Source organism: Pseudomonas sp. GW821-FHT01E05, from assembly GCF_059422425.1.
Window position 1 is genome coordinate 1 of sequence record NZ_JBWKWW010000004.1, and the last position, 21,205, is coordinate 21,205.

Annotated in this window: 20 protein-coding genes; 7 read left to right on the forward strand and 13 right to left on the reverse strand. The window is 58.7% G+C overall.

Going from position 1 to position 21,205, the window contains the following annotated elements:
• Window positions 1-166 precede the first annotated feature (166 nt).
• Window positions 167-958 (reverse strand): phosphate/phosphite/phosphonate ABC transporter substrate-binding protein, encoded by a 792-nt coding sequence (locus tag AC07W5_RS09245; RefSeq protein ID WP_495023235.1) that lies wholly within the window; start codon window positions 956-958, stop codon window positions 167-169.
• A 192-nt stretch (window positions 959-1,150) separates the two neighbouring features.
• Window positions 1,151-2,092 carry a fatty acid desaturase gene (locus AC07W5_RS09250; protein WP_495023236.1) on the reverse strand — a complete coding sequence of 314 codons (942 nt, stop codon included), beginning with the start codon at window positions 2,090-2,092 and terminating at the stop codon, window positions 1,151-1,153.
• A gap of 392 nt (window positions 2,093-2,484) precedes the next feature.
• Here AC07W5_RS09250 and AC07W5_RS09255 point away from each other — a divergent pair, with 392 nt between their 5' ends.
• Window positions 2,485-2,934 (forward strand): GNAT family N-acetyltransferase, encoded by a 450-nt coding sequence (locus AC07W5_RS09255; RefSeq protein ID WP_495023237.1) that lies wholly within the window; start codon window positions 2,485-2,487, stop codon window positions 2,932-2,934.
• A gap of 55 nt (window positions 2,935-2,989) precedes the next feature.
• Here AC07W5_RS09255 and def read toward each other — a convergent pair whose 3' ends face one another.
• Complete coding sequence (gene def, locus AC07W5_RS09260; RefSeq protein ID WP_494992680.1) at window positions 2,990-3,529, reverse strand: peptide deformylase; 540 nt, start codon at window positions 3,527-3,529, stop codon at window positions 2,990-2,992.
• A 2-nt stretch (window positions 3,530-3,531) separates the two neighbouring features.
• Window positions 3,532-4,476 carry a YihY/virulence factor BrkB family protein gene (locus tag AC07W5_RS09265; protein WP_494992679.1) on the reverse strand — a complete coding sequence of 315 codons (945 nt, stop codon included), beginning with the start codon at window positions 4,474-4,476 and terminating at the stop codon, window positions 3,532-3,534.
• A gap of 343 nt (window positions 4,477-4,819) precedes the next feature.
• On the opposite strand from AC07W5_RS09265, the gene AC07W5_RS09270 reads away from it, so the two are divergent.
• The 4 genes from AC07W5_RS09270 to AC07W5_RS09285 all read left to right on the forward strand — a co-directional run bounded on the left by AC07W5_RS09270 (window position 4,820) and on the right by AC07W5_RS09285 (window position 9,109).
• Window positions 4,820-5,197, forward strand: coding sequence for a hypothetical protein (locus tag AC07W5_RS09270; protein ID WP_494992678.1), 378 nt, complete (start codon window positions 4,820-4,822; stop codon window positions 5,195-5,197).
• 241 nt (window positions 5,198-5,438) lie between these two features.
• Entirely contained in the window at window positions 5,439-7,943 is a 2,505-nt protein-coding gene (plsB, locus tag AC07W5_RS09275) for a glycerol-3-phosphate 1-O-acyltransferase PlsB (RefSeq protein WP_495023238.1), read from the forward strand.
• 50 nt (window positions 7,944-7,993) lie between these two features.
• Complete coding sequence (locus tag AC07W5_RS09280) at window positions 7,994-8,392, forward strand: YbaY family lipoprotein (protein WP_495023239.1); 399 nt, start codon at window positions 7,994-7,996, stop codon at window positions 8,390-8,392.
• A 27-nt stretch (window positions 8,393-8,419) separates the two neighbouring features.
• Window positions 8,420-9,109 carry a DUF4197 domain-containing protein gene (locus AC07W5_RS09285; protein ID WP_495023240.1) on the forward strand — a complete coding sequence of 230 codons (690 nt, stop codon included), beginning with the start codon at window positions 8,420-8,422 and terminating at the stop codon, window positions 9,107-9,109.
• A 94-nt stretch (window positions 9,110-9,203) separates the two neighbouring features.
• Here the strand turns inward: AC07W5_RS09285 and AC07W5_RS09290 are convergent, their stop codons facing one another.
• From AC07W5_RS09290 to AC07W5_RS09300, 3 genes are all read right to left on the reverse strand, one after another.
• Window positions 9,204-10,559 (reverse strand): Fic family protein, encoded by a 1,356-nt coding sequence (locus AC07W5_RS09290; RefSeq protein WP_495023241.1) that lies wholly within the window; start codon window positions 10,557-10,559, stop codon window positions 9,204-9,206.
• Window positions 10,560-10,791: 232 nt separating this feature from the next.
• A complete protein-coding gene (locus AC07W5_RS09295) occupies window positions 10,792-13,863 on the reverse strand; it encodes an efflux RND transporter permease subunit (protein ID WP_495023242.1) in 3,072 nt (1,023 codons plus the stop codon).
• Between the two features lie 6 nt (window positions 13,864-13,869).
• Window positions 13,870-14,970 (reverse strand): efflux RND transporter periplasmic adaptor subunit, encoded by a 1,101-nt coding sequence (locus AC07W5_RS09300; protein WP_495023243.1) that lies wholly within the window; start codon window positions 14,968-14,970, stop codon window positions 13,870-13,872.
• Window positions 14,971-15,064: 94 nt separating this feature from the next.
• Here AC07W5_RS09300 and AC07W5_RS09305 point away from each other — a divergent pair, with 94 nt between their 5' ends.
• A complete protein-coding gene (locus tag AC07W5_RS09305; protein ID WP_494992671.1) occupies window positions 15,065-15,700 on the forward strand; it encodes a TetR/AcrR family transcriptional regulator in 636 nt (211 codons plus the stop codon).
• 136 nt (window positions 15,701-15,836) lie between these two features.
• Here AC07W5_RS09305 and AC07W5_RS09310 read toward each other — a convergent pair whose 3' ends face one another.
• A complete protein-coding gene (locus tag AC07W5_RS09310; RefSeq protein ID WP_495023244.1) occupies window positions 15,837-16,619 on the reverse strand; it encodes a class I SAM-dependent methyltransferase in 783 nt (260 codons plus the stop codon).
• 93 nt (window positions 16,620-16,712) lie between these two features.
• Between AC07W5_RS09310 and AC07W5_RS09315 the strand changes: the two genes are divergently transcribed.
• The gene (locus AC07W5_RS09315; RefSeq protein WP_495023245.1) at window positions 16,713-17,333 is read left to right on the forward strand and encodes an energy transducer TonB; all 621 of its coding nucleotides are present in this window, start codon (window positions 16,713-16,715) and stop codon (window positions 17,331-17,333) included.
• 49 nt (window positions 17,334-17,382) lie between these two features.
• Here the strand turns inward: AC07W5_RS09315 and AC07W5_RS09320 are convergent, their stop codons facing one another.
• The 5 genes from AC07W5_RS09320 to adk form a co-directional block, all read right to left on the reverse strand.
• Window positions 17,383-18,204, reverse strand: a complete 822-nt coding sequence (locus AC07W5_RS09320; RefSeq protein WP_494992668.1) for an isocitrate lyase/PEP mutase family protein — start codon at window positions 18,202-18,204, stop codon at window positions 17,383-17,385.
• Window positions 18,205-18,236: 32 nt separating this feature from the next.
• Entirely contained in the window at window positions 18,237-19,097 is an 861-nt protein-coding gene (locus AC07W5_RS09325) for a DUF72 domain-containing protein (protein WP_495023246.1), read from the reverse strand.
• A complete protein-coding gene (locus AC07W5_RS09330) occupies window positions 19,097-19,396 on the reverse strand; it encodes a hypothetical protein (protein ID WP_495023247.1) in 300 nt (99 codons plus the stop codon). Before AC07W5_RS09330 ends, AC07W5_RS09325 begins: the two co-directional genes overlap by 1 nt.
• Before the next feature lie 318 nt (window positions 19,397-19,714).
• Window positions 19,715-20,389: a tRNA (adenosine(37)-N6)-threonylcarbamoyltransferase complex dimerization subunit type 1 TsaB gene (gene tsaB / locus AC07W5_RS09335; protein ID WP_494992665.1), complete on the reverse strand. Its 675-nt coding sequence runs from the start codon at window positions 20,387-20,389 to the stop codon at window positions 19,715-19,717.
• A gap of 88 nt (window positions 20,390-20,477) precedes the next feature.
• On the reverse strand, window positions 20,478-21,128 hold the full coding sequence (adk, locus tag AC07W5_RS09340) for an adenylate kinase (RefSeq protein WP_494992664.1): 651 nt from the start codon (window positions 21,126-21,128) through the stop codon (window positions 20,478-20,480).
• Window positions 21,129-21,205: the final 77 nt, after the last annotated feature.

Here is a 21,205-nt window from a genome sequence, read left to right on the forward strand (position 1 = left end):
TTTAAGGACGTGAGATGTTTATCGCCTGATCCATCGTCATCGCGGGCCAGTCGGATCGCCGCCCGCTCGCTCCTACAGGTCAATCACACCATGATGGGGATTGGCGCTGCTTTTGTAGGAGCGAGCGGGCGGCGATCCGACTTGCCCGCGAAAAATCTCAAAACAATCAACGCAGGCGAGCCAGACCAAGCTCTTCAGCCTCTTGCTGATAGTCGAGAAGAACCTGGTAGTCGCCTTCAGATGCCGGCAACACTTCCCGCAACCCAAGGGTTTCAGCCACGTCGGGCAACTCCCGCAAAGTCAGATTCATCACTTCACGAATCCGCTCGGCCTGTTCATCAGTCAGCCCTGCGACACCGATATACGGCAAGGTCGGGCTGAACGCACTGCGCGCCACCACCCGCAATCCCGAGACGTCTTCTTCGGCATAACGCGCCAGATAGGCAAAGGTGACACTGTCGATGGCCGCCAGATCAGCCTTGCACTCACGCAACCAGCGTAAGCTCTCACGGTGGCTGCCGCTGATGGAGACACGGGAGAAAAACCGGCCGTCCTGTTGCAGCGGTGCAAGCCGGTGGCGCAGCAGGTTCATGCCGCTGTTGGAGTCCTCGCCATTGATCACGCCATGACTGCCAAACAGCTCCGGCAAGGTCTGGCGCGGCTCATCGGCACGGGTCAGCAGCAGGCTGCAATGGTTGCCGTCGCAGCTGTCCGGCAGGTCAAAGCAAGGTCGGCCAATAACCCGAACCCGCCCGCGCAAAGCAGTCATCAGCGGATAACCACAGGTTTGGGTCAACAGCAATTGCGGGGCGAGCCAGAGCTGCATCAGCTCCAGACCTTCGGCACTGCGACGGGCAACGCCGAGCCGTTCCAGAATACGGGTCAGCCATTGTTCGTTGGCCTGGCGCACCTGCTCGGGTGCGACGTACATCGGTAGTTCTGCGTAGCAGGTGGGCATTGTCAGGCTCCTATTTCCAATGCGGCACAGCATCCGGTAGCAGCTGCCGCCAGGCTGCGTCCGGCCGCGCAGCGGTCGCATATCGAACAGCTCGGTTTTTCTGAAAAATGTGATAGTCCATTTTACGACCGCTGCGCGGCCGAACGCAGGCTTCGCCAGCTGCTACGGGAGATTTGCGTCTCGCAATCAAAATCAATCAAACGGATGCTCCGGGCTGTCTACCGCCGCCAGCCCATGTCGACGAAACAGCTCACCATAACCTCGCACCAGAAATCCGCCACTGCGCGCCAACCATTGTGCGCGCCGGGCACGGTACACCCTGGGCAAGTAATACCAGGGCAACCCCGGCAGGTCGTGATGCACCAGATGCAGATTCAGATTGAGAAACAGCCAGGTCCAGGGCCACGCCGCTTCATTGATCACCGTGCGTTGCTCGGCTTGCGCATACGGACGGTGTTCATAGCAGGAACGGATCATCGCCACCGACAACGCCGGCACGCTGATCAGCAACAGGTAATGCCAGACCGGCACCACGCTGTAACGGGCGATGAAACCCAGCATCAGCAGGGTCAGCGCGCCATGGGTCAGCCACATCAGCCAAGCCTCTCGCTGGCCTCGACGCAAGCGCTGCAACTCTTCCCTCGCCAGCGCCAGCAATGCCAGCGGTGCTCCCAATAACAGACGACCGAGCACGGTCTTGTTCAGCCAGTGCAGGCTACGCTCGAACTGCGAGCTGGCCTGCCATTGGTGTCGGCTCAGGTAACGGCTTTCCGGGTCGCGACCGGGCAACGTCAGGTCTTCGTCACGGTGGTGCAGCAAATGGCTGTCGCGGTACAGCGTGTAGGGATACCAGACCGCCAACGGCGCATAACCGAGAATTTTATTCAGCCAGGTAAAACGCGTTGGATGCCCATGCAACAGTTCGTGCTGCACCGACATCCACAGCACCACGATGGGAATCAGCAGCGCTGTGCTCAGCCACAACCCCAGCGCCGGGCTGGCCAGCAGCACGCCAAACCAGGCGCCGTAGACGCCAACCAGCAACAGCCAGGTCGGCCATTCCGTCCGCCCTGTCAGGCTAAGACGCAGGGTATCGATTTCTTTTTGTTGGGCGAGATCAAGATAATTGGACATGGCTTGGCTCAGAGCAGGGACCCAGCCAACAGACGAACGTCGGCTTCATCCCCTTCTGTGCATTAGCGCAGGGAAATCTTGTAGATCGATTGGTTATTTACTTAGAAGTGAAAGCGGAGCCCGATTGCCGGGCTCCGTTGAAGATGGCTCAGTGGCCGAACACGCCGACCTTCTTGGCTCTTTTGTCTGCGCGTTTTTCATCGGCGGTTTTTGCTGGTTTTTTCTTTGCTGCTTTCTTTGATTCCATGCCTTTGGCCATGATGCACGCTCCACTCATATGGGATGTAACATGAGGTATAACACCTATTGCGCAGCAGCGTTTTATTTCAGCGATTTATAATTTTTTACCCTTCTGCGCCCTTCATAGCTTTTCATAGACCTTATCTCAAGCCATGCCAGACCTACATTTCAGCCTGCTTGCCGAGCCGCTGCGCCCTCTGCTGAACAAGTTCTATCGAACGCACAATTCGCCGATGCGCGCTGCCAGCGAAGGGCAATTATGGGTAGCCAGGCGGGGGCAAATCATCGCTGGGTTGTGCCTGACAGCGGTTGCCCAAGGGCATTGGTTGACCGGGTTGTTTGTCGATCCGGCAGGCCGGGGCCAAAGGATTGCCACGCGGTTGGTCGAACATGCCATGGCGCACGTCGATGGGCCGGTCTGGCTGTTCTGCCATCCGGATCTGCAACCGTTCTACGAGGGGCTGGGATTTTCCCTGGGTCCGCAGCTGCCGCAGTCCCTGACCGATCGTCTGGCTCGCTACGCTCGCAGCAAACCCCTGATCGCCATGGGTTGGTTCGGAGTCGGATCGACTGATGTTGTGCTTCGTCAATCCGGGGAATAGCCGAGATAAGCGTAGCGCCCATCGCGGGCAAGTCGGATCGCCGCACCGCTCGCTCCTACTCGTCCGCTGCAGGATCCATATCCGGGAACATCACCTCGATAAAACCAAACTTGCTGAAATCGCTGATTCGCGATGGGTACAACCGGCCGACCAGGTGATCGCATTCGTGTTGCACGACACGCGCATGGAAACCTGAGGCGATGCGCACGATCGGCTCACCCTTGGGGTCGAAACCTTCATAGCGAATCTGTTGATAACGTTCCACCGCACCGCGTAAACCCGGCACCGACAGACAGCCTTCGAAGCCTTCTTCGAGCATCGGACCCAAGGGTGTAATCAGCGGATTGATCAGAATGGTCTGCGGTACGGCTTCCGCCTCCGGATAGCGTTCACTGTGCTCGAAGCCGAAGATCACCAGTTGCAGGTCGACGCCAATCTGCGGCGCGGCCAGGCCAACGCCACCCACATGTTCCATGGTCTGGAACATGTCATCGATCAACTGCCAGAGTTCCGGGCTGTCGAACATCCCGGACGGCACCGGCGGGGCAATGCGCAGCAGGCGCTCATCACCCATTTTCAGAATTTCACGGATCATGTTCAGGCTTCGTCAGTGGTCGGCTTGAGCGAGTGATCCCGTCCCAATCCCGAAACGTGTTGTTTTTCGTCGTCCCCGTTGAAGTCCTTCTCGCCAGGTTGCTTGCCTTGGGTCGACATGTGATCGATCGTCGCGTTCATTTCCGCGCCGAGCAACAGCACCGCCGCAGAAATATAGAAGTACAGCAGCAACACGATGATCGCACCGATACTGCCATACATGGCGTTGTAATCGGTGAAGGTTTTCACGTAATAGCCAAAACCCAGAGAGGCGATGATCCACACCACCACCGCCAGCACCGATCCCGGGGTGATCAAGCGGAATTTCTGTTTCACGTCCGGCATGGCGTAATACATCAATGCCACGGAGACCATCAGCAGCAAGACGACCAACGGCCAGCGCAGAATGGTCCAGATTGTGACGACAAAGTCCTCCATGCCGATTTGCCCCGCCAGCCAGCCCATCACTTTCGGGCCCATGACCATCAACGCGGCGGCGACCAGGAGCATCCCGGCGATGCCGATGGTGTAGAAAATCGACAGCGGGAAGCGCTTCCATATCGGGCGCCCTTCGACCACGTCGTAAGCGGCGTTCATGGCGCTCATCATCAGCCGCACGCCGGCGGACGCAGTCCACAGCGCGATCACGATACCCACCGAGAGCAGCCCGCCCTTGGATTGCTGGAGCTGGTCGATCACCGGGTTCACTTGTTCAAGGGCCTGGGGCGGCAGCACCAGTTCCGATTGCAGACGCAGCCAGGAGAAGAAGTCCGGCAGGTGCAGGAAACCGATCAGGGCGATGAGAAACAGCAGGAAGGGAAACATCGAGAACAGCATCTGATAGGCAAGTGCCGAAGCATAAGTCGACATCTCGTCGTTAATGAACTCCGTCACCGTGCGCATCATCACGCGATGCAGGGGCAAGCCTTTCAAATCCGGAAAAATCATAGCGTCTCCTTTCGCCGCATAAGGGTTGAAGTCGGTGGCGACTCAGAGGCCATTTTCTACATCAAAGTAGCTTAGTTGACCGCTTCGAAACAAATTCGTTGTTTGACCGCCAATGCCCGACACAAACATCGCCGGCGCTACTCAAGGTATTTCTACCACTAGAAACAGAGGCCAAGCGTCATGGCGTAAAGATTGACCCGCAGCCATTGCGCAGAGTTTCATCTGTTTTCATTACGTCATTTCATCGCCGTGCGCAGGTTTGGCTTTATGTTTACCCCTCAACCCCCGAGAATGCGCAACGTATTCAGGCCGTGGCGCTGAAGATCCAACCCGTAGGAATGTTATGAAACTCAATAAAGCGCAGGCCATTGCCCGCAGAAACCAGGAACTCGGCGGTGCCGTGCTGGGCGTCAATAACTGCCACTTCACCGAACTGAACCGCAACAAGAACATCTGGTGGTTCGATATTCCCCTCAGCCGCCTGGCCATCGGTCAGTACGAGTGGATTCACTTGTTGCTGCACACCCCGAGCACCGATCAGTTGCTGCACTTGAAAGTGCCGACGGTGTTCCTGCGCGAGAAAATGGAAGGCCTGGTGGTGCGCAACCAGGGCAAACGCAAATCTACCGTGAGCCTGGAGTTGAGCGCCGACAAGGACGCCTTCCTTGAAGACGTGCGCCCGGCCGGTACAGGCGTGAATTTCGCGAAGTTTTTGCTGTAACCGTCAAAGTTTCCAACGCCATACAAGCCACCGAAAAATCCGGAATCCGCCAAAGATTCCGGATTTTTTTATGCCTGTCACACAGGATCCGGATACTGCGGTAAACGGGATCAAGTGCAAGACCGGTATAAAAACCCTCGATTGAAGTTTGCTTTCCCGCTTTTTTGCCGATTTTCGGTGAATACGGCACACTACCGACCCCGAGCACCTGCTCGGTTTTTTTAACTCATGCAGAAGCCGTATGACCCGCTCCCCGTTCCGCCGTCTTGTGTTTGGCGCCTTGCGCCGACTGTTGTACCTCTGGGTTCGCTCGGAGACGATCAATCAGTCGTCCTTCACCCTCAAACTCGACCGCAGTCGTCCGGTGTTCTACGTCCTGCAAAACCCATCGCTGACCGATCTGGCCGTGCTCGACACTGAATGCGGCAAGGCCGGTCTGCCGCGCCCGGTGTTGCCGGCATCGGTGGGCAATCTGCTGGAACCTGCCGCATTCTTCTACCTGACGCCGGAACCCGACTGGCTTGGCCGCCAGGACAAGCGCGGCGCGCCGCCGGTACTGACCCGACTGGTCAGCGCCTTGAGTCAGAACGCCGCACAAGACGCGCAAATCATCCCGGTCAGCGTATTCTGGGGCCAATCCCCGGACAGCGAATCGAGCCCCTGGAAGCTGCTGTTCGCCGACAGCTGGGCCGTCACCGGGCGTCTGCGCCGCCTGTTGAGCATCATGATTCTGGGACGCAAGACCCGCGTGCAGTTCTCCGCGCCCATCCATCTGCGCGAACTGATCGAACACAATAAAGGCCACGAGCGCACCGTGCGCATGGCCCAGCGCATCCTGCGGGTGCACTTTCGCAACCTGAAAGCGGCGGTGATCGGCCCGGACATTTCCCACCGGCGCAATCTGGTCAAAGGCCTGCTGAATCAGCCGTTGGTCAAGCAGGCGATCCTCGAAGAAGCCGAACGCGAGAACATCTCCCCGGAGAAAGCCAAGGCTCAAGCGCTGCACTATGGCAATGAAATCGCTTCGGACTACACCTTTACCGCGATCCGCTTTCTCGAAGTAGTGCTGAGCTGGTTCTGGAACAAGATCTACGACGGCATCAAGGTCAACCACATCGAAGGCGTGCAAGCCGTCGCCCAGGGTCACGAAGTGATCTATGTGCCGTGCCACCGCAGCCATATCGACTATCTGCTGCTGTCCTATCTGCTGTTTCGCAACGGCCTGACCCCGCCGCACGTCGCCGCCGGGATCAACCTGAACATGCCGGTGATCGGCGGCCTGCTGCGCCGTGGCGGGGCGTTTTTCATGCGCCGCACCTTCAAGGGCAACCCGCTCTACACCTCAGTGTTCAACGAATACCTGCACACCCTCTTCACCAAAGGTTTTCCGGTGGAGTACTTCGTCGAAGGCGGGCGTTCGCGTACCGGGCGCATGCTGCAACCCAAGACCGGGATGCTCGCCATCACCCTGCGCAGCTTTCTGCGTTCGTCGCGGATGCCGATTGTCTTCATCCCGGTGTACATCGGTTACGAGCGGGTTCTCGAAGGCCGGACCTACCTCGGTGAGTTGCGCGGAGCGACCAAGAAAAAAGAATCGATCTTCGACATCTTCAAGGTCATCGGCGCGCTCAAGCAGCGATTCGGCCAGGTTGCGGTCAACTTTGGCGAACCGATCAAACTGGCCGAATTCCTCGACCAGGAACAACCGGACTGGCGCTCCCAGGAGTTGGGTCCGCAGTTCCGTCCGGCCTGGCTGAACGAAACCACCAACCGTCTTGGCGAGCGTGTGGCCCGGCATTTGAACGAAGCGGCAGCGATCAACCCGGTCAATCTGGTGGCGTTGGCGCTGCTTTCCACCAGCCGGCTGGCCCTCGACGACCGCGCTATGGCCCGGGTTCTCGACCTCTATCTGGCGCTGCTGCGTCGCGTGCCGTATTCACCGCATACCACGTTGCCGCAAGGCGATGGCCGGGCGCTGATCAAGCATGTGAAAGACATGGACCTGCTTTCCGAGCAGAGCGACGCCTTGGGCAAGATCCTTTATCTGGACGAGCAGAATGCCGTCCTGATGACCTACTACCGCAACAACGTGCTGCATATCTTCGCCCTGCCGGCGCTGCTGGCGAGCTTCTTCCAGAGCAGCTCGCGCATGAGTCGCGAGCAGATCCTGCGCTACACCCGCGCGCTGTATCCGTACCTGCAATCGGAGCTGTTCATCCGCTGGTCGCTGGAAGAGCTGGACGCAGTGATCGATCAGTGGCTGGAAGCGTTCGTCGAGCAAGGTCTATTGCGCTTCGAGAAAGAGCTGTATCTGCGCCCGGCACCGAGTTCGCGACATTTTGTGCTGCTGACCTTGTTGTCCAGGAGCATCGCCCAGACCCTGCAACGCTTCTACATGGCCATCTCGCTGCTGCTCAACAGCGGCCAGAACAGCATCAGCGCCGAAGAACTGGAAGACCTGTGCACCGTCATGGCCCAGCGCCTGTCGATCCTGCATGGCCTGAATGCGCCGGAATTCTTCGACAAGAGCCTGTTCCGTCACTTCATTCAAACGCTGCTGGATCTCGACGTACTACGTCGCGATGAGGCCGGCAAACTGAGCTATCACGAACTGCTCGGCGAACTGGCCGAAGGCGCGGCCAAGCGTGTATTGCCGGCGGAGATTCGCTTGTCGATTCGTCAGGTAGCGTTGCATCGCAGTGAAGATGCGGCCGATCAGGTCGATGCCCCGCAGCAAACCGACTAGATTGTTTCAGGCGCCAGTCTTCTTCTGGCGCCATCGATATGGAGATCCCGATGAAAAAATTCTCTTTACTTGCCATCACTGCCCTGCTCGGAGCCTGCCAGACCCTGCATCCGTCCCCCAAAGCCAGCCTCGACGGCGAAGTGTTCTACCTGCAACGCATCGCCCTGCCGCCAACGGCGATCCTGAGCGTCAGCCTGCAGGATGTTTCCCTCGCCGACGCACCTGCCGTTGTAGTGGACGAACAGCGTGGCCCGATCAAAGGCCAGGTGCCTCTGCCCTTCCACCTCAGCTATGACCCGGTGCAAGTCAAACCCGGTCATCGCTACTCGGTCAGTGCGCGCATTGAAGTGGATGGCAAGCTAAGGTTCATTACAACCGAACACCACAGCGTGCAACTCAATGGCAAAGATCTACAGCCGTTGAAAATTCGCGTCGACGCAGTACGTTAATTCCCTCTCTTGATTAAGGAAGCTGCCATGCTCCGTCCTTCCCTTCGCTTCGCCGGCCTGTGTGCGGGCTTGTTGATTTCCGCCAGTGCGCTGGCCTTGTCTCTGAGTGATCTTTCGCAAAAAGACGCCACCGGTGGGCTCAAGGATGCATTAACCCAAGGCGCACAGATCGCCGTCAAACAACTGGGCACTCCGGGCGGTTTCAGCAACAACCCGGACGTGAAGATCGAGTTGCCGGGCAACCTGGGCAAGGTTGCCAAGAAAATGAAGCAGTTCGGCATGGGTGCCCAGGTCGACGAACTGGAAGCCAGCATGAACAAAGCGGCTGAAGCTGCGGTACCGCAAGCCCAGGCGTTGCTGGTCGATGCCGTGAAGAAGATGAGCGTTGACGATGCCAAAAGCATTCTCAGCGGCGGCAAGGATTCGGCGACCCAATACCTGAGCAAAACCAGCCGCGAGCAAATTCGCGTCAAGTTCCTGCCAATCGTCAAGCATGCAACCGATCAGGTCGGCCTGGCCAAACAATACAACTCCTTCGCCGGCCAAGCCGCGACCCTCGGTGTGCTCGACGCGAAAAATGCCAATATCGAAGGTTATGTAACGGAGCAGGCACTCAATGGCCTGTTCGAAATGATCGGCAAGCAAGAAGCCGCCATCCGCCAGAACCCGGCGGCAGCGGCCACCAGTCTGGCGAAGAAGGTGTTTGGTTCGTTGTAGAAAGCGAAGAGCGATTACGCGGCCCGTAGGTGCTGGCGCGGCCTGCGATCTTTTGATCTTCAAACCTCGAAAAGATCGCAACCTTCGCCAGCGCCTACGCCCAAGCCTTTTTGATGTCCTGCGTGTCACGCAGAAAGAAAGCCCACTCTCGCCCCCGCTTCTTTTTCTCGAAAATTTTCAGTTCTACCAATCCATTCAGCGTGGCCGAAGCCGTGTTGTACGAGCAATCCAGATTTTCCTTCACATTCACTGCCGTGAACTCCTTGGCCATACCGCTTTTGGCCACCTGAAACACAGTCCGTTGTTTTTCGCTCAATTGCTTGAAAAGCCCGGACTCCTCCAGCCATCGATCAAACCCTTCGGCATACGCCAGACTCTTCTGATAAGCCGATGTGAATCCGGTCACTGCACGGACAATCACCGAGCACTGGTAGTCGATGAAATAGGTCAGATCCAGATCATCCGTTTCGGTATGCAAATAAGACCGGCCATATTTCACCGGCGCATTACGTAACAGAATGCTGATGGAGATGTAGCGGAATGCCGAGAAGTCATTCTTGAACATGAACCAATAAAACAACGCCCGCGCCACACGGCCATTGCCATCACGAAAAGGGTGTTCGTAACCGAGGGCAAAATGCAGGGCAATCCCCTTGATCAGCGGATGAAGGTAATCGTTGCGCGTGGGGTCATTGTGGGATTGATTGATCCAATTCGACAATGTGTGGAGCCTGGCCTGAATACCCGCTGCCGGTGGCGGTGTATGGACCGTATTGCCTTCGCCGTCCTGAACGACAACCTCGTCATTGACCCTGAATGCGCCCGGTGAGTATTGTCCGTCGTCGATGCCCTCGACACCGACCCGGTGCAGCTGCGCGATCAGCTCGACACTCAGCGGCTCATGACGTTTGTCCCAGGCAAAGATCATCATCTTGTAGTTGCCGATAACCATCCGCTCATCCGGGGTACGCGGCAGTCGGTTGCGCTTGAGCATATCTTTGGCAACCAACGTAGTAGTCGCCGCGCCTTCCAGCTGGCTGCTGCTGATGGCCTCGTCTTCGATTAAATCATTGAGCAAATAGTTGAAATGCGCTCGCTCACCGATCCTGCTGGTCATGTACTCCAGAGCAGCGGTGCTCGCGTGGCGGTCGACAGTCGAAAGAGTCTTGTGCGCTAGCGGCGTCAGAATGAACTTGCCCCATTGGGTGGGTTCACCCAACGGCAGAAGGCTGGAATATTGAGCAGAGCGGGCTTTCTTGACAAGTGCCCAGCACAACGTTGCATCAAGGCCTGGCGCCCAGCGATAACGCAGCTCGTCAAACGGCAGGTATCGCCCCTGATCATCCAGCGGCTTGAGCAATGCCAGATAGTCAGGCAGTTTTTCTTTGTAGGGCGAGGTCCCCAACAGATCGAAAACGCTGTCCGGGTTTGCGGGAGGACTTTTGACCATTACTGTCTCAAAAACACCAAAAACTGAGTTCTGAGTACAGCACAAACACAACACTGTCTCAATATTTATAAAAATTGAGACAATGAAAACACAGAATCAAGCATTGATCGTTCCCACTCCCGCGCGGGAATGCATCCCGTGACGCTCTGCGTCACATACAGAGCGGACGCGGAGCGTCCATGGCAGCATTCCCACGCAGAGCGTGGGAATGATCACAATGTGTGCCGCTTGATCAGACCTGCTCTTTCTTCACCCTGAACCACGCCGCATACAGCGCCGGCAAAAACAGCAGCGTCAGCGCTGTGGCCACAATCAGCCCGCCCATGATCGCCACCGCCATCGGTCCGAAGAACACGCTGCGTGACAGCGGGATCATCGCCAATACGGCGGCCAGTGCAGTCAGTACGATTGGCCGGAAGCGTCGCACTGTGGCCTCGATGATCGCTTGCCATGGCCGCAGTCCGGCAGCGATGTCCTGTTCGATCTGGTCCACCAGAATGACCGAGTTACGCATGATCATCCCGGACAGCGCGATGGTGCCGAGCATCGCCACGAAACCGAACGGCTGGCGGAACACCAACAGGAACAACGTGACGCCAATCAACCCCAGCGGTGCGGTGAGAAACACCATCGCGGTGCGGGAGAAACTGCGCAGTTGCAGCATCAGCAAGGTCAGCACTACGACAACGAACAACGGTACGCCGGCCTTGACCGAGTTCTGCCCACGGGCCGAGTCTTCGACCGTTCCGCCGACATCCAGCAAGTAACCGTCCGGCAGTTGCGCCCGAATCGGTTCCAGGATCGGCAGAATTTGCTGGACCAGGCTCGCTGGCTGCTCCTGCCCGTAGATGTCGGCACGCACCGTCACGTTCGGCAAGCGGTTGCGGTGCCAGATAATGCCTTCTTCGAAGCCATATTCCAGCGTCGCGATCTGCGACAGGGCCACGCTTTTACCGTTATCGGTCGGCACCGCGAGACTTGGTAGCAAGGTCAGTTCGGTGCGTTCACGCGGCGTGCCGCGCAACAGAATCTCGATCAACTCGTTGTCTTCGCGGTACTGGCTGACGCTTACACCTGTGAGCGAGCTTTGCAGAAACTTCGACAGGTTCGCCGTGCTAACGCCCAACGCCCGTGCGCGCTCCTGATCGATGTTCAAGTAGATGACCTTGCTCGGCTCTTCCCAGTCCAGATGCACGTTGACCACATGGGGATTCTCACGCACCTTGGCCGCGACTTTGCGCGCCAGCGCACGGACTTCTTCGATGTGCTCGCCGGTAACCCGGAACTGCACCGGGTAACCAACCGGAGGACCGTTCTCCAGTCGCGTGACCCGTGAACGCAGGGCCGGGAATTTTTCGTTGAGGGTTTCAATCAGCCAGCTGCGCAGGCTTTCGCGATCCTCAATGGACTTGGCCAGCACGACAAATTGCGCAAAGCTCGCCGCCGGCAGTTGCTGATCCAGCGGCAGATAGAAACGCGGCGAACCGGTGCCGACATAGGCCACATAGTTGTCGATGCCGGCGCGGTCCTTGAGCAGGCCTTCCAGACGCTTGACCTGATCGGCGGTGTTGCTCAGCGAGGCACCTTCGGCCAGCTTCAGGTCGACCATCAACTCCAGTCGCCCGGACGCCGGAAAGAACTGTTGCGGCACGAAGCGAAACAGCACCACCGATGCCACGAACAGCACGATGGTCAGGCCAATGACGGTTTTGCGCCGACGCACGCACCATTCCACCAGCCGCCGTACCCGTTGATAGAACGGCGTGCCATAAGGGTCTGGATGAGCGCCGCCCGTACCGTGTTTGGCGGCATGAATCTTCGCAAGGTCCGGCAGCAGTTTTTCGCCGAGATAAGGTACGAACACCACGGCGGCAATCCACGACGCCAGCAATGCGATGGTCACTACCTGGAAGATCGAACGGGTGTATTCGCCAGTGCCCGACTGTGCAGTGGCAATCGGCAGAAACCCGGCGGCGGTGATCAACGTACCAGTGAGCATCGGGAACGCGGTGCTGGTCCAGGCATAGCTGGCGGCCTTGAGCCGGTCGTAGCCCTGTTCCATTTTGATCGCCATCATTTCCACGGCGATGATCGCGTCGTCCACCAGCAAGCCCAACGCCAGTACCAGCGCACCAAGGGAAATCTTGTGCAGGCCGATCCCCAGGTAATACATGGTGGCGAAGGTCATCGCCAGCACCAGCGGAATCGCCAGGGCGACCACCATGCCGGTGCGCACACCGAGGGAGAAGAAGCTCACCAGCAACACAATCGCCAGCGCTTCGATCAACACCTGAACGAATTCGCCGACGCTGGTTTTCACCGCGGCCGGCTGATCGGAAACTTTACGCAACTCCATTCCGGCCGGGAGATTCTTCTGGATGCGGGCAAACTCGACTTCCAGCGCCTTGCCCAACACCAGAATGTCACCGCCGTCCTTCATCGCTACAGCAAGGCCGATGGCGTCGTCGCCCATAAAGCGCATACGCGGCGCCGCAGGCTCGTTGAAGCCACGGTGAACATCGGCGACGTCGGAGATATGGAATGTGCGATCGCCGACCCGGATCGGGAAGTTCTTGATTTCTTGTACTGTCTGAAAACTCCCCGAGACCCGCAATTGCAAGCGTTCGCTTGAGGTCTCGAAGAAGCCTGCGGTGGACACCGCGTTCTGTTCTTCCAGGGCTTGCTGTACGGCGGCCAATGGCAGCCCGAGGGTGGCCAGCTTGACGTTGGACAGCTCGATCCAGATCTTCTCGTCCTGGCGCCCCAACAGATCGACCTTGCCGACATCCTTGACCCGTTGCAGCTGGATCTGGACGCGATCGGCATAGTCCTTGAGCACCGCGTAATCGAAACCGTTGCCGGTCAAGGCGTAGATATTGCCGAAGGTGGTGCCGAATTCATCGTTGAAAAACGGCCCCTGAACACCCGGCGGCAAGGTCTGGCGGATATCGCTGATTTTTTTGCGGACCTGGTACCACAGCTCGGGGATCTGCGCGGAATGCATCGAGTCCCGGGCCATGAAGGTCACCTGGGATTCGCCTGGGCGGGAGAACGAGACAATCCGTTCGTACTCACCGGTTTCCATCAGCTTCTTTTCAATGCGCTCGGTGACTTGCCGCGACACTTCCTGAGCCGTAGCACCCGGCCAGTTGGTGCGAATCACCATGGCCTTGAAGGTGAACGGCGGGTCTTCGCTCTGGCCCAGCTTGGTGTAGGACAACGCGCCGACGACTGCCAGCAACAGCATCAGGAACAGCACGATCTGGCGATTGCGCAGCGCCCATTCGGAAAGATTGAAACCCATCGGGGACTACTCCTTGACCGCCAGATTCACCACGCGATTGGAGCGATCCACCGGACGCACTTGCTGGCCCTCGTGAAGCACGTGCACACCCGCCGCCACCACCCAATCATTGGCGTTCAGGCCTTCAAGGACCGGCACGGTTTTTTCGCCGAATGCACCAACCCGTACCGGAGCACGCTTGAGGGTATTGTTGGCGCCGACGACCCAGACGTAGGTCGCGCCGTTTTCTGCGGTGAGTGCCGAGAGCGGCACCGACAGCGGCACGACACCCGCGGCCTGAATGAATACCCGGGCACTCTGGCCGAGTTCGGCCGCAACTTTACCGGCGGTGAAGGTGATGCGGGCGGCAAAGGTCCGGGACTTTGGATCGGCGGCCGGTGACAGTTCGCGAATACGCCCGGCGAATTGCTGACCCGGTTGCGTCCACAGCTCCACCGAAACGTCCTCACCGACCTTGAAGCGGCCAACGTTCTGTTCCGGCAGGCTGATCAGCACTTCCCGCTCGCCATCGGCGGCCAGCGTGAAGACCGTCTGCCCGGCCGACACCACTTGCCCGACCTCGACCGCGCGCCTGGCGACCACGCCATCCTGTGGTGCACGCAGTACGGCGTAGCTGGCCTGATTGTTGGAAACATCAAACTCGGCCTTGACCTGCTTGAGCCGTGCAACGCCAGCGCGGTACAGGTTTTCTGAATTGTCGTACTGCGAGCGGCTGACCATCTGCCGGTCCATCAAGGTCTTGTAACGGTCACGTTCGGCGTGCACCAGGTTCAGATTGGCCTCGGCTGCTGCGAGTTGCGCACGAGTCGCTTCCAGTTGCAGGCGCACGTCCTGGGGATCGAGCTCTGCCAATGGCTGGTTGGCCTTGACCCGCTCACCCTCTTCGACCAGTCGTCGGCTGACTTTGCCGCCGATACGGAACGCCAGATCCGGCTCGTAACGCGCGCGGACTTCACCGGGATAACTGTCCATTGCCTGGGCCGAAGGCTCTGGCTGAACCACCATGGCCGGACGCACGGTGATTTGCGCTGGCTCTTCATGACCGCACGCAGACAACAAAAAGGCCAGACTGACTGGCAACGCGAGGGACAAGGCATGGCGGAACATGGTGAAGGACCTTTCGCTAATGGTGCTCTGAATAATTATACTGACCAGTATGTTATTAATAGCAAACTCACCAGTCCAGTATTAAAAGCGAAGAATGTCTAACACTCTTGCTGCACCCAGCGGTCCCGGCCGCCCTAAAGACCTGGCAAAGCGCCAGGCCATCCTCGATGCGGCGAAAAATCTGTTTCTGAGCAATGGCTATGCGAACACCAGCATGGATGCGGTCGCGGCAGCGGCCGGTGTATCGAAACTCACGGTCTACAGCCACTTCAACGACAAGGAGACGCTGTTCTCCGCAGCCGTGGTGGCCAAGTGCGAGGAGCAACTGCCGACGCTGTTCTTCGAGCTGCCGGACGGCATGCCAATCGAAAATGTGCTGCTGAACATCGCGCGCCGCTTTCACTTGCTGATCAACAGCGACGAATCGGTGAACCTGCACCGTTTGATCATGGCCCTGGGCAGCCAGGACCCGAAGCTCTCGCAGATTTTTTTCGAGGCCGGACCGCAGCGCATGCTGCAGGGCATGGAACGGCTATTGACGAAGATCGATCAGGTCGGCGCTTTGAGCATCGATAAACCACTCAACGCCGCCGAGCATTTTTTCTGTCTGCTCAAGGGCGCAGCGAATTTTCGCCTGCTCTACGGCTGCGGCGCGCCCCTGAGCGATGAAGCCGCCGAGGCGCATGTGCGGGAAGTGGTGGAGTTGTTTATGCGGGCTTATCGGGTTTGAGCAAGAGTTCTTTGTCGCCTGCTGATGATCGTTCCCACGCTCTGCGTGGGAATGCCGCCCGTGACGCTGCGCGTCACATTCAAGAGCGTCCAGTGAGGCGTTCCCACGCAGGAGCGTGGGAACGATCAGCAGGCGCCTACGCCTTGAGCGCTTTCTTCGGATAGATATCGTAGCGGCTGGATTTACCGTCCAGCGCATGGCTGGGCTTCGGCCCCTCAATGCAAGGCGCCTTGCGCGGGCGCTTGACGACGACTCGGTGGCTGGCCAGCGCCAATGCGGCTTCAAGCAAGGCCGGCGCATCAGGATCATCGCCGACCAGCGGTCGGAACAAACGCATTTCCTTCTTCACCAGCGCAGTTTTCTCACGATGCGGGAACATCGGGTCCAGATAGATCACCTGCGGCGGCTCCCCTTCCCAGTTGCGCATGACCTCGATCGAGTTGCCTTTGAGCAAGTGCATGCGCGAGACAATAGGCGCCACCTCAAAGTCCTGAAGCCCACGGGCCAGACCATCTTCCAGTAACGCGCCGATCAATGGCTGGCGCTCGATCAGACTCATTTCGCACCCCAGACTGGCCAGCACAAATGCATCCTTGCCAAGCCCTGCCGTGGCATCCAGCACCCGCGGGCGCACGCCTTGGGCTACACCGACTGCCTTGGCGATCATCTGGCCACTGCCGCCGCCATACAGCCGCCGATGGGCAGCACCGCCCTCAACGAAGTCCACCCGTACCGGTCCCGGTGCATCCGGACCGAGCTGTTGCAGCTGCAAGCCCTGCTCGGTGACCTGTAATGCGAACTCGGCATCGTCCATCAGCAATGGCAAACCGAGTCGCTCGGCCCATTGCTCCGCTTGCGCGGCAGACGCTCCGGCTAGCGCCTGGACTTTGATGCGGCAGGCCGCTGGTTGCTCACTCATGGGGAAACACGCTCAAAAAATTAATGATCGGCAAAAACTGCCGATAAAAGAACTATCAGGTATTTTGCCAGAGCTGAGCGTCGACCGAGAGAAATGTCAGACATTCAAAGCACAATCACAGGCTTTATCTCGCCCTACGGCGACTACAGCCTGCGCAACTCCCAAGCACTGAGCGGCGTCAGTCACCTGTGGCAGGATTTCTTTGCCCGGGCATTAGCCGACCAGGTGGGCGATGCGACGAGTGTTGCTGGCGAAAAAACGTTGGTTGCGGTTGATGGCCCGATCGAGCCAAGCGGTGGCACTGATCTGCTCACGCAGATCGTTACGCAACGTCATTGCGATGTTCAGGACACCCGGATCCACCCGCCAGAGCCGTTGTTCCTGCCGATTGCCGAGTTCGAAATGGACCTGGCGGACAAGCCGGCCATCCCGTTCCCACCGGAAGAAATCGCCGCGCAACAAAAGCAACAGGACTTCGAGAGCGGTTGGGTTCGCCCAATCGTGCTGAACGCCGGCCAACCACTGCCCGAACCCGGCCCGGCGCCGCAACCCCGCCCGCTGCACCTGCCGATTGCCGAGTTCGAGCTCGACCTGCTGGACAAACCGGCGATCCCGTATCTGCCAGCAGAACTTGCCGAACAACAGAAACAATTCGACTTCGATAACGGCTGGGCACGCCCGCTGATCCTGCAAAACCTGCGCCTGGCCGCCTGAAACTCAAGCCCCGGACACTGTCAGAAACTGCACGACAACTGCTGGCTAATCAGCCTTTGAACAGTTGATTGATCTGCCCGAACGGCATGGCATGGTCGGCAAAGTCAAAGGTACCGCGTCCGTGAACTTCCTGAGCGGCGGTATAAAACGCGCCATAGGCCGCACGCGCCAGCGCAGAACCGACACTGATACGTTTGACCCCCATGTCGCTCAGCTGCGCCACCGTGAGATGGACACCACCGGACATCAACACATTGACCGGTTTGGGCGCCACGGCCCGGACCACTGCAAGGATCTCTTCTTGCGTGCGCAGCCCCGGGGCATAAAGCACATCGGCTCCTGCTTCGGCGAATGCCTGCAAGCGGCGAATGGTGTCTGGCAGGTCAAGCTTGCCATGCAAGAGGTTCTCCGCGCGGGCCGTCAGCATGAACGGGAATGGCAGACTGCGCGCCGCCGCAACCGACGCTTCGATCCGCTCGACAGCATGTACAAAGGAATAGATGGGATCGTCCTCATGGCCCGTGGCATCTTCAATCGAGCCACCGACCACACCGGCAGCCGCCGCGCGCAGGATCGTCTCGGCGCAACCCTTAGGGCTGTCGGAGAAGCCATTTTCCAGGTCGACCGCGACCGGGAGATCCGTTGCGCCAACAATCGCCTGGACGTTTTCAAGGGTGTCGTCCAGGGACAACGCACCGTCCGGACGGCCTCGAGAAAATGCAAAACCGGCACTGGTGGTCGCCAAGGCCGTATAGCCAAGACTGGCGAGCATTTTTGCCGAACCGGCGTCCCATGGATTGGGAATCACGAAAGCGCTGTCACGCTCATGAAGTGCCTTGAAAGTCTGGGCACGAAGGGTTTGCGCATCCATTTGCTCGCTCCTGAAGAGGGGATTGGTCCACCTCAGAGCAAGCCGAGTTGCTCCGCGGCGGGCTCTCTGTATAGCTCAGGCAACGCCGGCAAGCCAGGCAAACGTGCCATTAGCTTTGTGTGAAAACGCCGCGCCAGTTCGGCGGCCAGGCGATTATCGGCAGTGTGCAGAAAGATGTAGGGCGTGCGCCCCTCTTCGATCCAGACCGCGATTTTCTCCACCCATGGCAGCAGGAACGGATCGTTAGCCTCAAGCTCGGGATGACCGATAAAGCGAACCTGCGGGAACTGGGTGAAGGCTGCCGGACGTGGCGGCACCTGGGGCTTTTTCGATTGTGCATGCAGCACCGACGGATCGCTCGAGGTGCAACTGAACAAGGCTCGCGGATCGAGGCAAATGCGCTCGACGCCACGGTCGAGCAAAAGCCGGTTGAGCATCCGTTCGGCATCGCCTTTGGCGAAAAACTCCCGATGCCGTACTTCAACCGCCAGCGGTCGTTCCAGGCCATCGATAAAACCGGCCAGTTCCGCCAGACGCTGCGGTGTAAAGCTTGCCGGCAATTGCAGCCAGAGCGGTGAGACGCGCGCACCGAGTGGGCTGAGCAATTGCAGGAAACTTTCGGCGGCGGTCAATTGCTCGCGCAGGTCGCCGCCGTGGCTGATATCTCCCGGGAATTTGGCGGTGAAGCGAAAGTGCTCGGGCATGGTCTCGGCCCAGCGCTGCACCGTCGTGACAGCGGGACGCGCATAGAAGGTGGTGTTGCCTTCCACGGCGTTGAACACTTGGGAATACAAACCGAGAAACTCCGTCGGCCGTGCGCTTTGCGGGTACAGGTACTCACGCCAGGCGTTTTCGCTCCAGGAAGGACAACCGAGGTAATAAGGGAGCAGCATCAAATGTGCAGATCGAGCCCCAGCACTTCCATGTCCCACTCGACATAGCCGGCAGTGGTCAGGTAGCTGGCCAAGGCTGTGGCAACGCTTTTGCTCATGGCGCGATGGAAAATCATGTCTTGCTGGCGGGCGGGAAGATTGCTGGTACGACCAGCCGACGCTTGGGGGCGTGCGCTGAGCGGCGTATCGGACTGAAGTTCAATCTCGCCATCCTCAAGGGAGTCGTCCACCACCACATTGCCTTTGCGAGGCTTGCGCTTGATGGGGTAGGACTGAGATGAAATGCCGTCTATACGCATAAATGCATGCTCGGTATCAGTGATGGCAATTTAGCGGCACCTAGCCGACTAAGCAAATGCCTTGGTGATAACTAGAGCACAGAAAATGCAAAAGGTTTAAACGCGGGAGCAAATTGCTGGGCAAACCTGACGATTGGCAGGCTCACACATCCCCTGTAGCAGCTGGCGAAGCCTGCGTCCAGCCGCGCAGCGCTCGTAAAATCAGGCACCGCGGTTTTTCAGGTTAACCGTGGAAGCAGGATTTACGAGCGCTGCGCGGCCGGACGCAGCCTGGCGGCAGCTGCTACAAATCGCACAGTTTGCCCACCCTATTGGCTGTTACCGCGCTTTCGGCGTCGCCACTTTATCGCGCAGATACACCGGCTGCGCCTGGTCAGCAGGAATCGCTTCACCACGCTCCCAGGCAAAACGAGCCAGGGTCAACAAATCTTCGGCATGAGGCAGCATGCTCGCGTCCTGCCCCGTCAGGCTAACCGCAATCCGCTCGGCATAACCCCAACCGGTACCCGCGCCAAACCACTCGCCATTGGCATCGGCCGGCAAGGCTGCCACCTCGGGTGGCAGTACCGCTTCAGCGCCGACCAGGCGCATTTCGCCGGCCGTTTCGCGGTAGCAGCCCCAATACACCTCATCCATTCGTGCATCGATGGCCGCAGCGACCTGGCTTGCGCCATGCTCGCGAAATGCACGTTGAGCCAACACCGCCAGATTCGAGACCGGCAACACCGGACGCTCCAGAGCAAAGGCCAGGCCCTGAACCACGCCGATGGCGATCCGCACACCGGTAAACGCACCCGGCCCACGGCCAAAAGCAATTGCGTCGACCGCCTGCAAAGTAGTCCCCGCCTCGGCCAGCAGATCCCTGATCATCGGCAAAAGCTTCTGCGCATGCAGACGCGGGATCACCTCGTAATGGCTCGTGACCTTGCCGTCATGCAGCAAGGCAACGGAGCAAGCTTCAGTCGCGGTGTCCAGGGCCAGCAAGGTGCTCATCGATGTTTCCGTCAGAGTGAAAAAAAGTGCGCCAGTATAAACAACAACGGCCCGCAAGCGGGCCGTTGAACGTAAAGCAAAATCAGACTTATCGGCTCAGCGCTTCAAGCACCTTGCCAGTGATCGCTTCAACGGAGCCAACGCCAGCGATGTGGCTGTACTTCGGCTTGCCTTGAGCGTCGGCGAGCTTCTGGTAGAAGTCCACCAGCGGCTTGGTCTGGGCATGGTAGACCGACAGACGATGACGCACGGTTTCTTCAGTGTCGTCTTTGCGCTGCACCAGCTCTTCGCCAGTGACGTCGTCTATGCCAGCCACTTTCGGCGGGTTGTAGACGGTGTGGTAAACGCGGCCGCTGGCCTCGTGTACACGACGACCGGCGATACGCTGAACGATTTCTTCGTCATCGACGGCGATTTCAACCACGTGATCCAGCTCGACACCGGCCTTGACCAGTGCTTCGGCCTGCGGAATGGTGCGCGGGAAGCCGTCGAACAGGAAACCGTTGGCACAGTCAGCCTGACTGATGCGCTCTTTGACCAGATTGATGATCAGGTCATCGGACACCAGGCCGCCGCTGTCCATCACGCTCTTGGCGATCAGGCCCAGCTCGGTGCCGGCTTTGACGGCAGCACGCAGCATGTCGCCGGTGGAGATTTGCGGGATGCCGAATTTTTCGGTGATGAACTTAGCCTGAGTACCCTTACCGGCCCCGGGAGCTCCCAGCAGAATTACGCGCATCGATGTGCTCCTCAATTTTTTATTTAGATAACGTCGGATTCGCCTCGTGGGGCCAATCCCAAAAATAGGGTCGTGAC

Excerpts from the sequence above, each read along its gene's own strand:
- AC07W5_RS09245 (WP_495023235.1), bottom strand. The coding sequence starts at position 958 with ATGCCCACCTGCTACGCAGAACTACCGATGTACGTCGCACCCGAGCAG.
- AC07W5_RS09250 (WP_495023236.1), bottom strand. The coding sequence starts at position 2,092 with ATGTCCAATTATCTTGATCTCGCCCAACAAAAAGAAATCGATACCCTG.
- AC07W5_RS09255 (WP_495023237.1), top strand. The coding sequence starts at position 2,485 with ATGCCAGACCTACATTTCAGCCTGCTTGCCGAGCCGCTGCGCCCTCTG.
- def (WP_494992680.1), bottom strand. The coding sequence starts at position 3,529 with ATGATCCGTGAAATTCTGAAAATGGGTGATGAGCGCCTGCTGCGCATT.
- AC07W5_RS09265 (WP_494992679.1), bottom strand. The coding sequence starts at position 4,476 with ATGATTTTTCCGGATTTGAAAGGCTTGCCCCTGCATCGCGTGATGATG.
- AC07W5_RS09270 (WP_494992678.1), top strand. The coding sequence starts at position 4,820 with ATGAAACTCAATAAAGCGCAGGCCATTGCCCGCAGAAACCAGGAACTC.
- plsB (WP_495023238.1), top strand. The coding sequence starts at position 5,439 with ATGACCCGCTCCCCGTTCCGCCGTCTTGTGTTTGGCGCCTTGCGCCGA.
- AC07W5_RS09280 (WP_495023239.1), top strand. The coding sequence starts at position 7,994 with ATGAAAAAATTCTCTTTACTTGCCATCACTGCCCTGCTCGGAGCCTGC.
- AC07W5_RS09285 (WP_495023240.1), top strand. The coding sequence starts at position 8,420 with ATGCTCCGTCCTTCCCTTCGCTTCGCCGGCCTGTGTGCGGGCTTGTTG.
- AC07W5_RS09290 (WP_495023241.1), bottom strand. The coding sequence starts at position 10,559 with ATGGTCAAAAGTCCTCCCGCAAACCCGGACAGCGTTTTCGATCTGTTG.
- AC07W5_RS09295 (WP_495023242.1), bottom strand. The coding sequence starts at position 13,863 with ATGGGTTTCAATCTTTCCGAATGGGCGCTGCGCAATCGCCAGATCGTG.
- AC07W5_RS09300 (WP_495023243.1), bottom strand. The coding sequence starts at position 14,970 with ATGTTCCGCCATGCCTTGTCCCTCGCGTTGCCAGTCAGTCTGGCCTTT.
- AC07W5_RS09305 (WP_494992671.1), top strand. The coding sequence starts at position 15,065 with ATGTCTAACACTCTTGCTGCACCCAGCGGTCCCGGCCGCCCTAAAGAC.
- AC07W5_RS09310 (WP_495023244.1), bottom strand. The coding sequence starts at position 16,619 with ATGAGTGAGCAACCAGCGGCCTGCCGCATCAAAGTCCAGGCGCTAGCC.
- AC07W5_RS09315 (WP_495023245.1), top strand. The coding sequence starts at position 16,713 with ATGTCAGACATTCAAAGCACAATCACAGGCTTTATCTCGCCCTACGGC.
- AC07W5_RS09320 (WP_494992668.1), bottom strand. The coding sequence starts at position 18,204 with ATGGATGCGCAAACCCTTCGTGCCCAGACTTTCAAGGCACTTCATGAG.
- AC07W5_RS09325 (WP_495023246.1), bottom strand. The coding sequence starts at position 19,097 with ATGCTGCTCCCTTATTACCTCGGTTGTCCTTCCTGGAGCGAAAACGCC.
- AC07W5_RS09330 (WP_495023247.1), bottom strand. The coding sequence starts at position 19,396 with ATGCGTATAGACGGCATTTCATCTCAGTCCTACCCCATCAAGCGCAAG.
- tsaB (WP_494992665.1), bottom strand. The coding sequence starts at position 20,389 with ATGAGCACCTTGCTGGCCCTGGACACCGCGACTGAAGCTTGCTCCGTT.
- adk (WP_494992664.1), bottom strand. The coding sequence starts at position 21,128 with ATGCGCGTAATTCTGCTGGGAGCTCCCGGGGCCGGTAAGGGTACTCAG.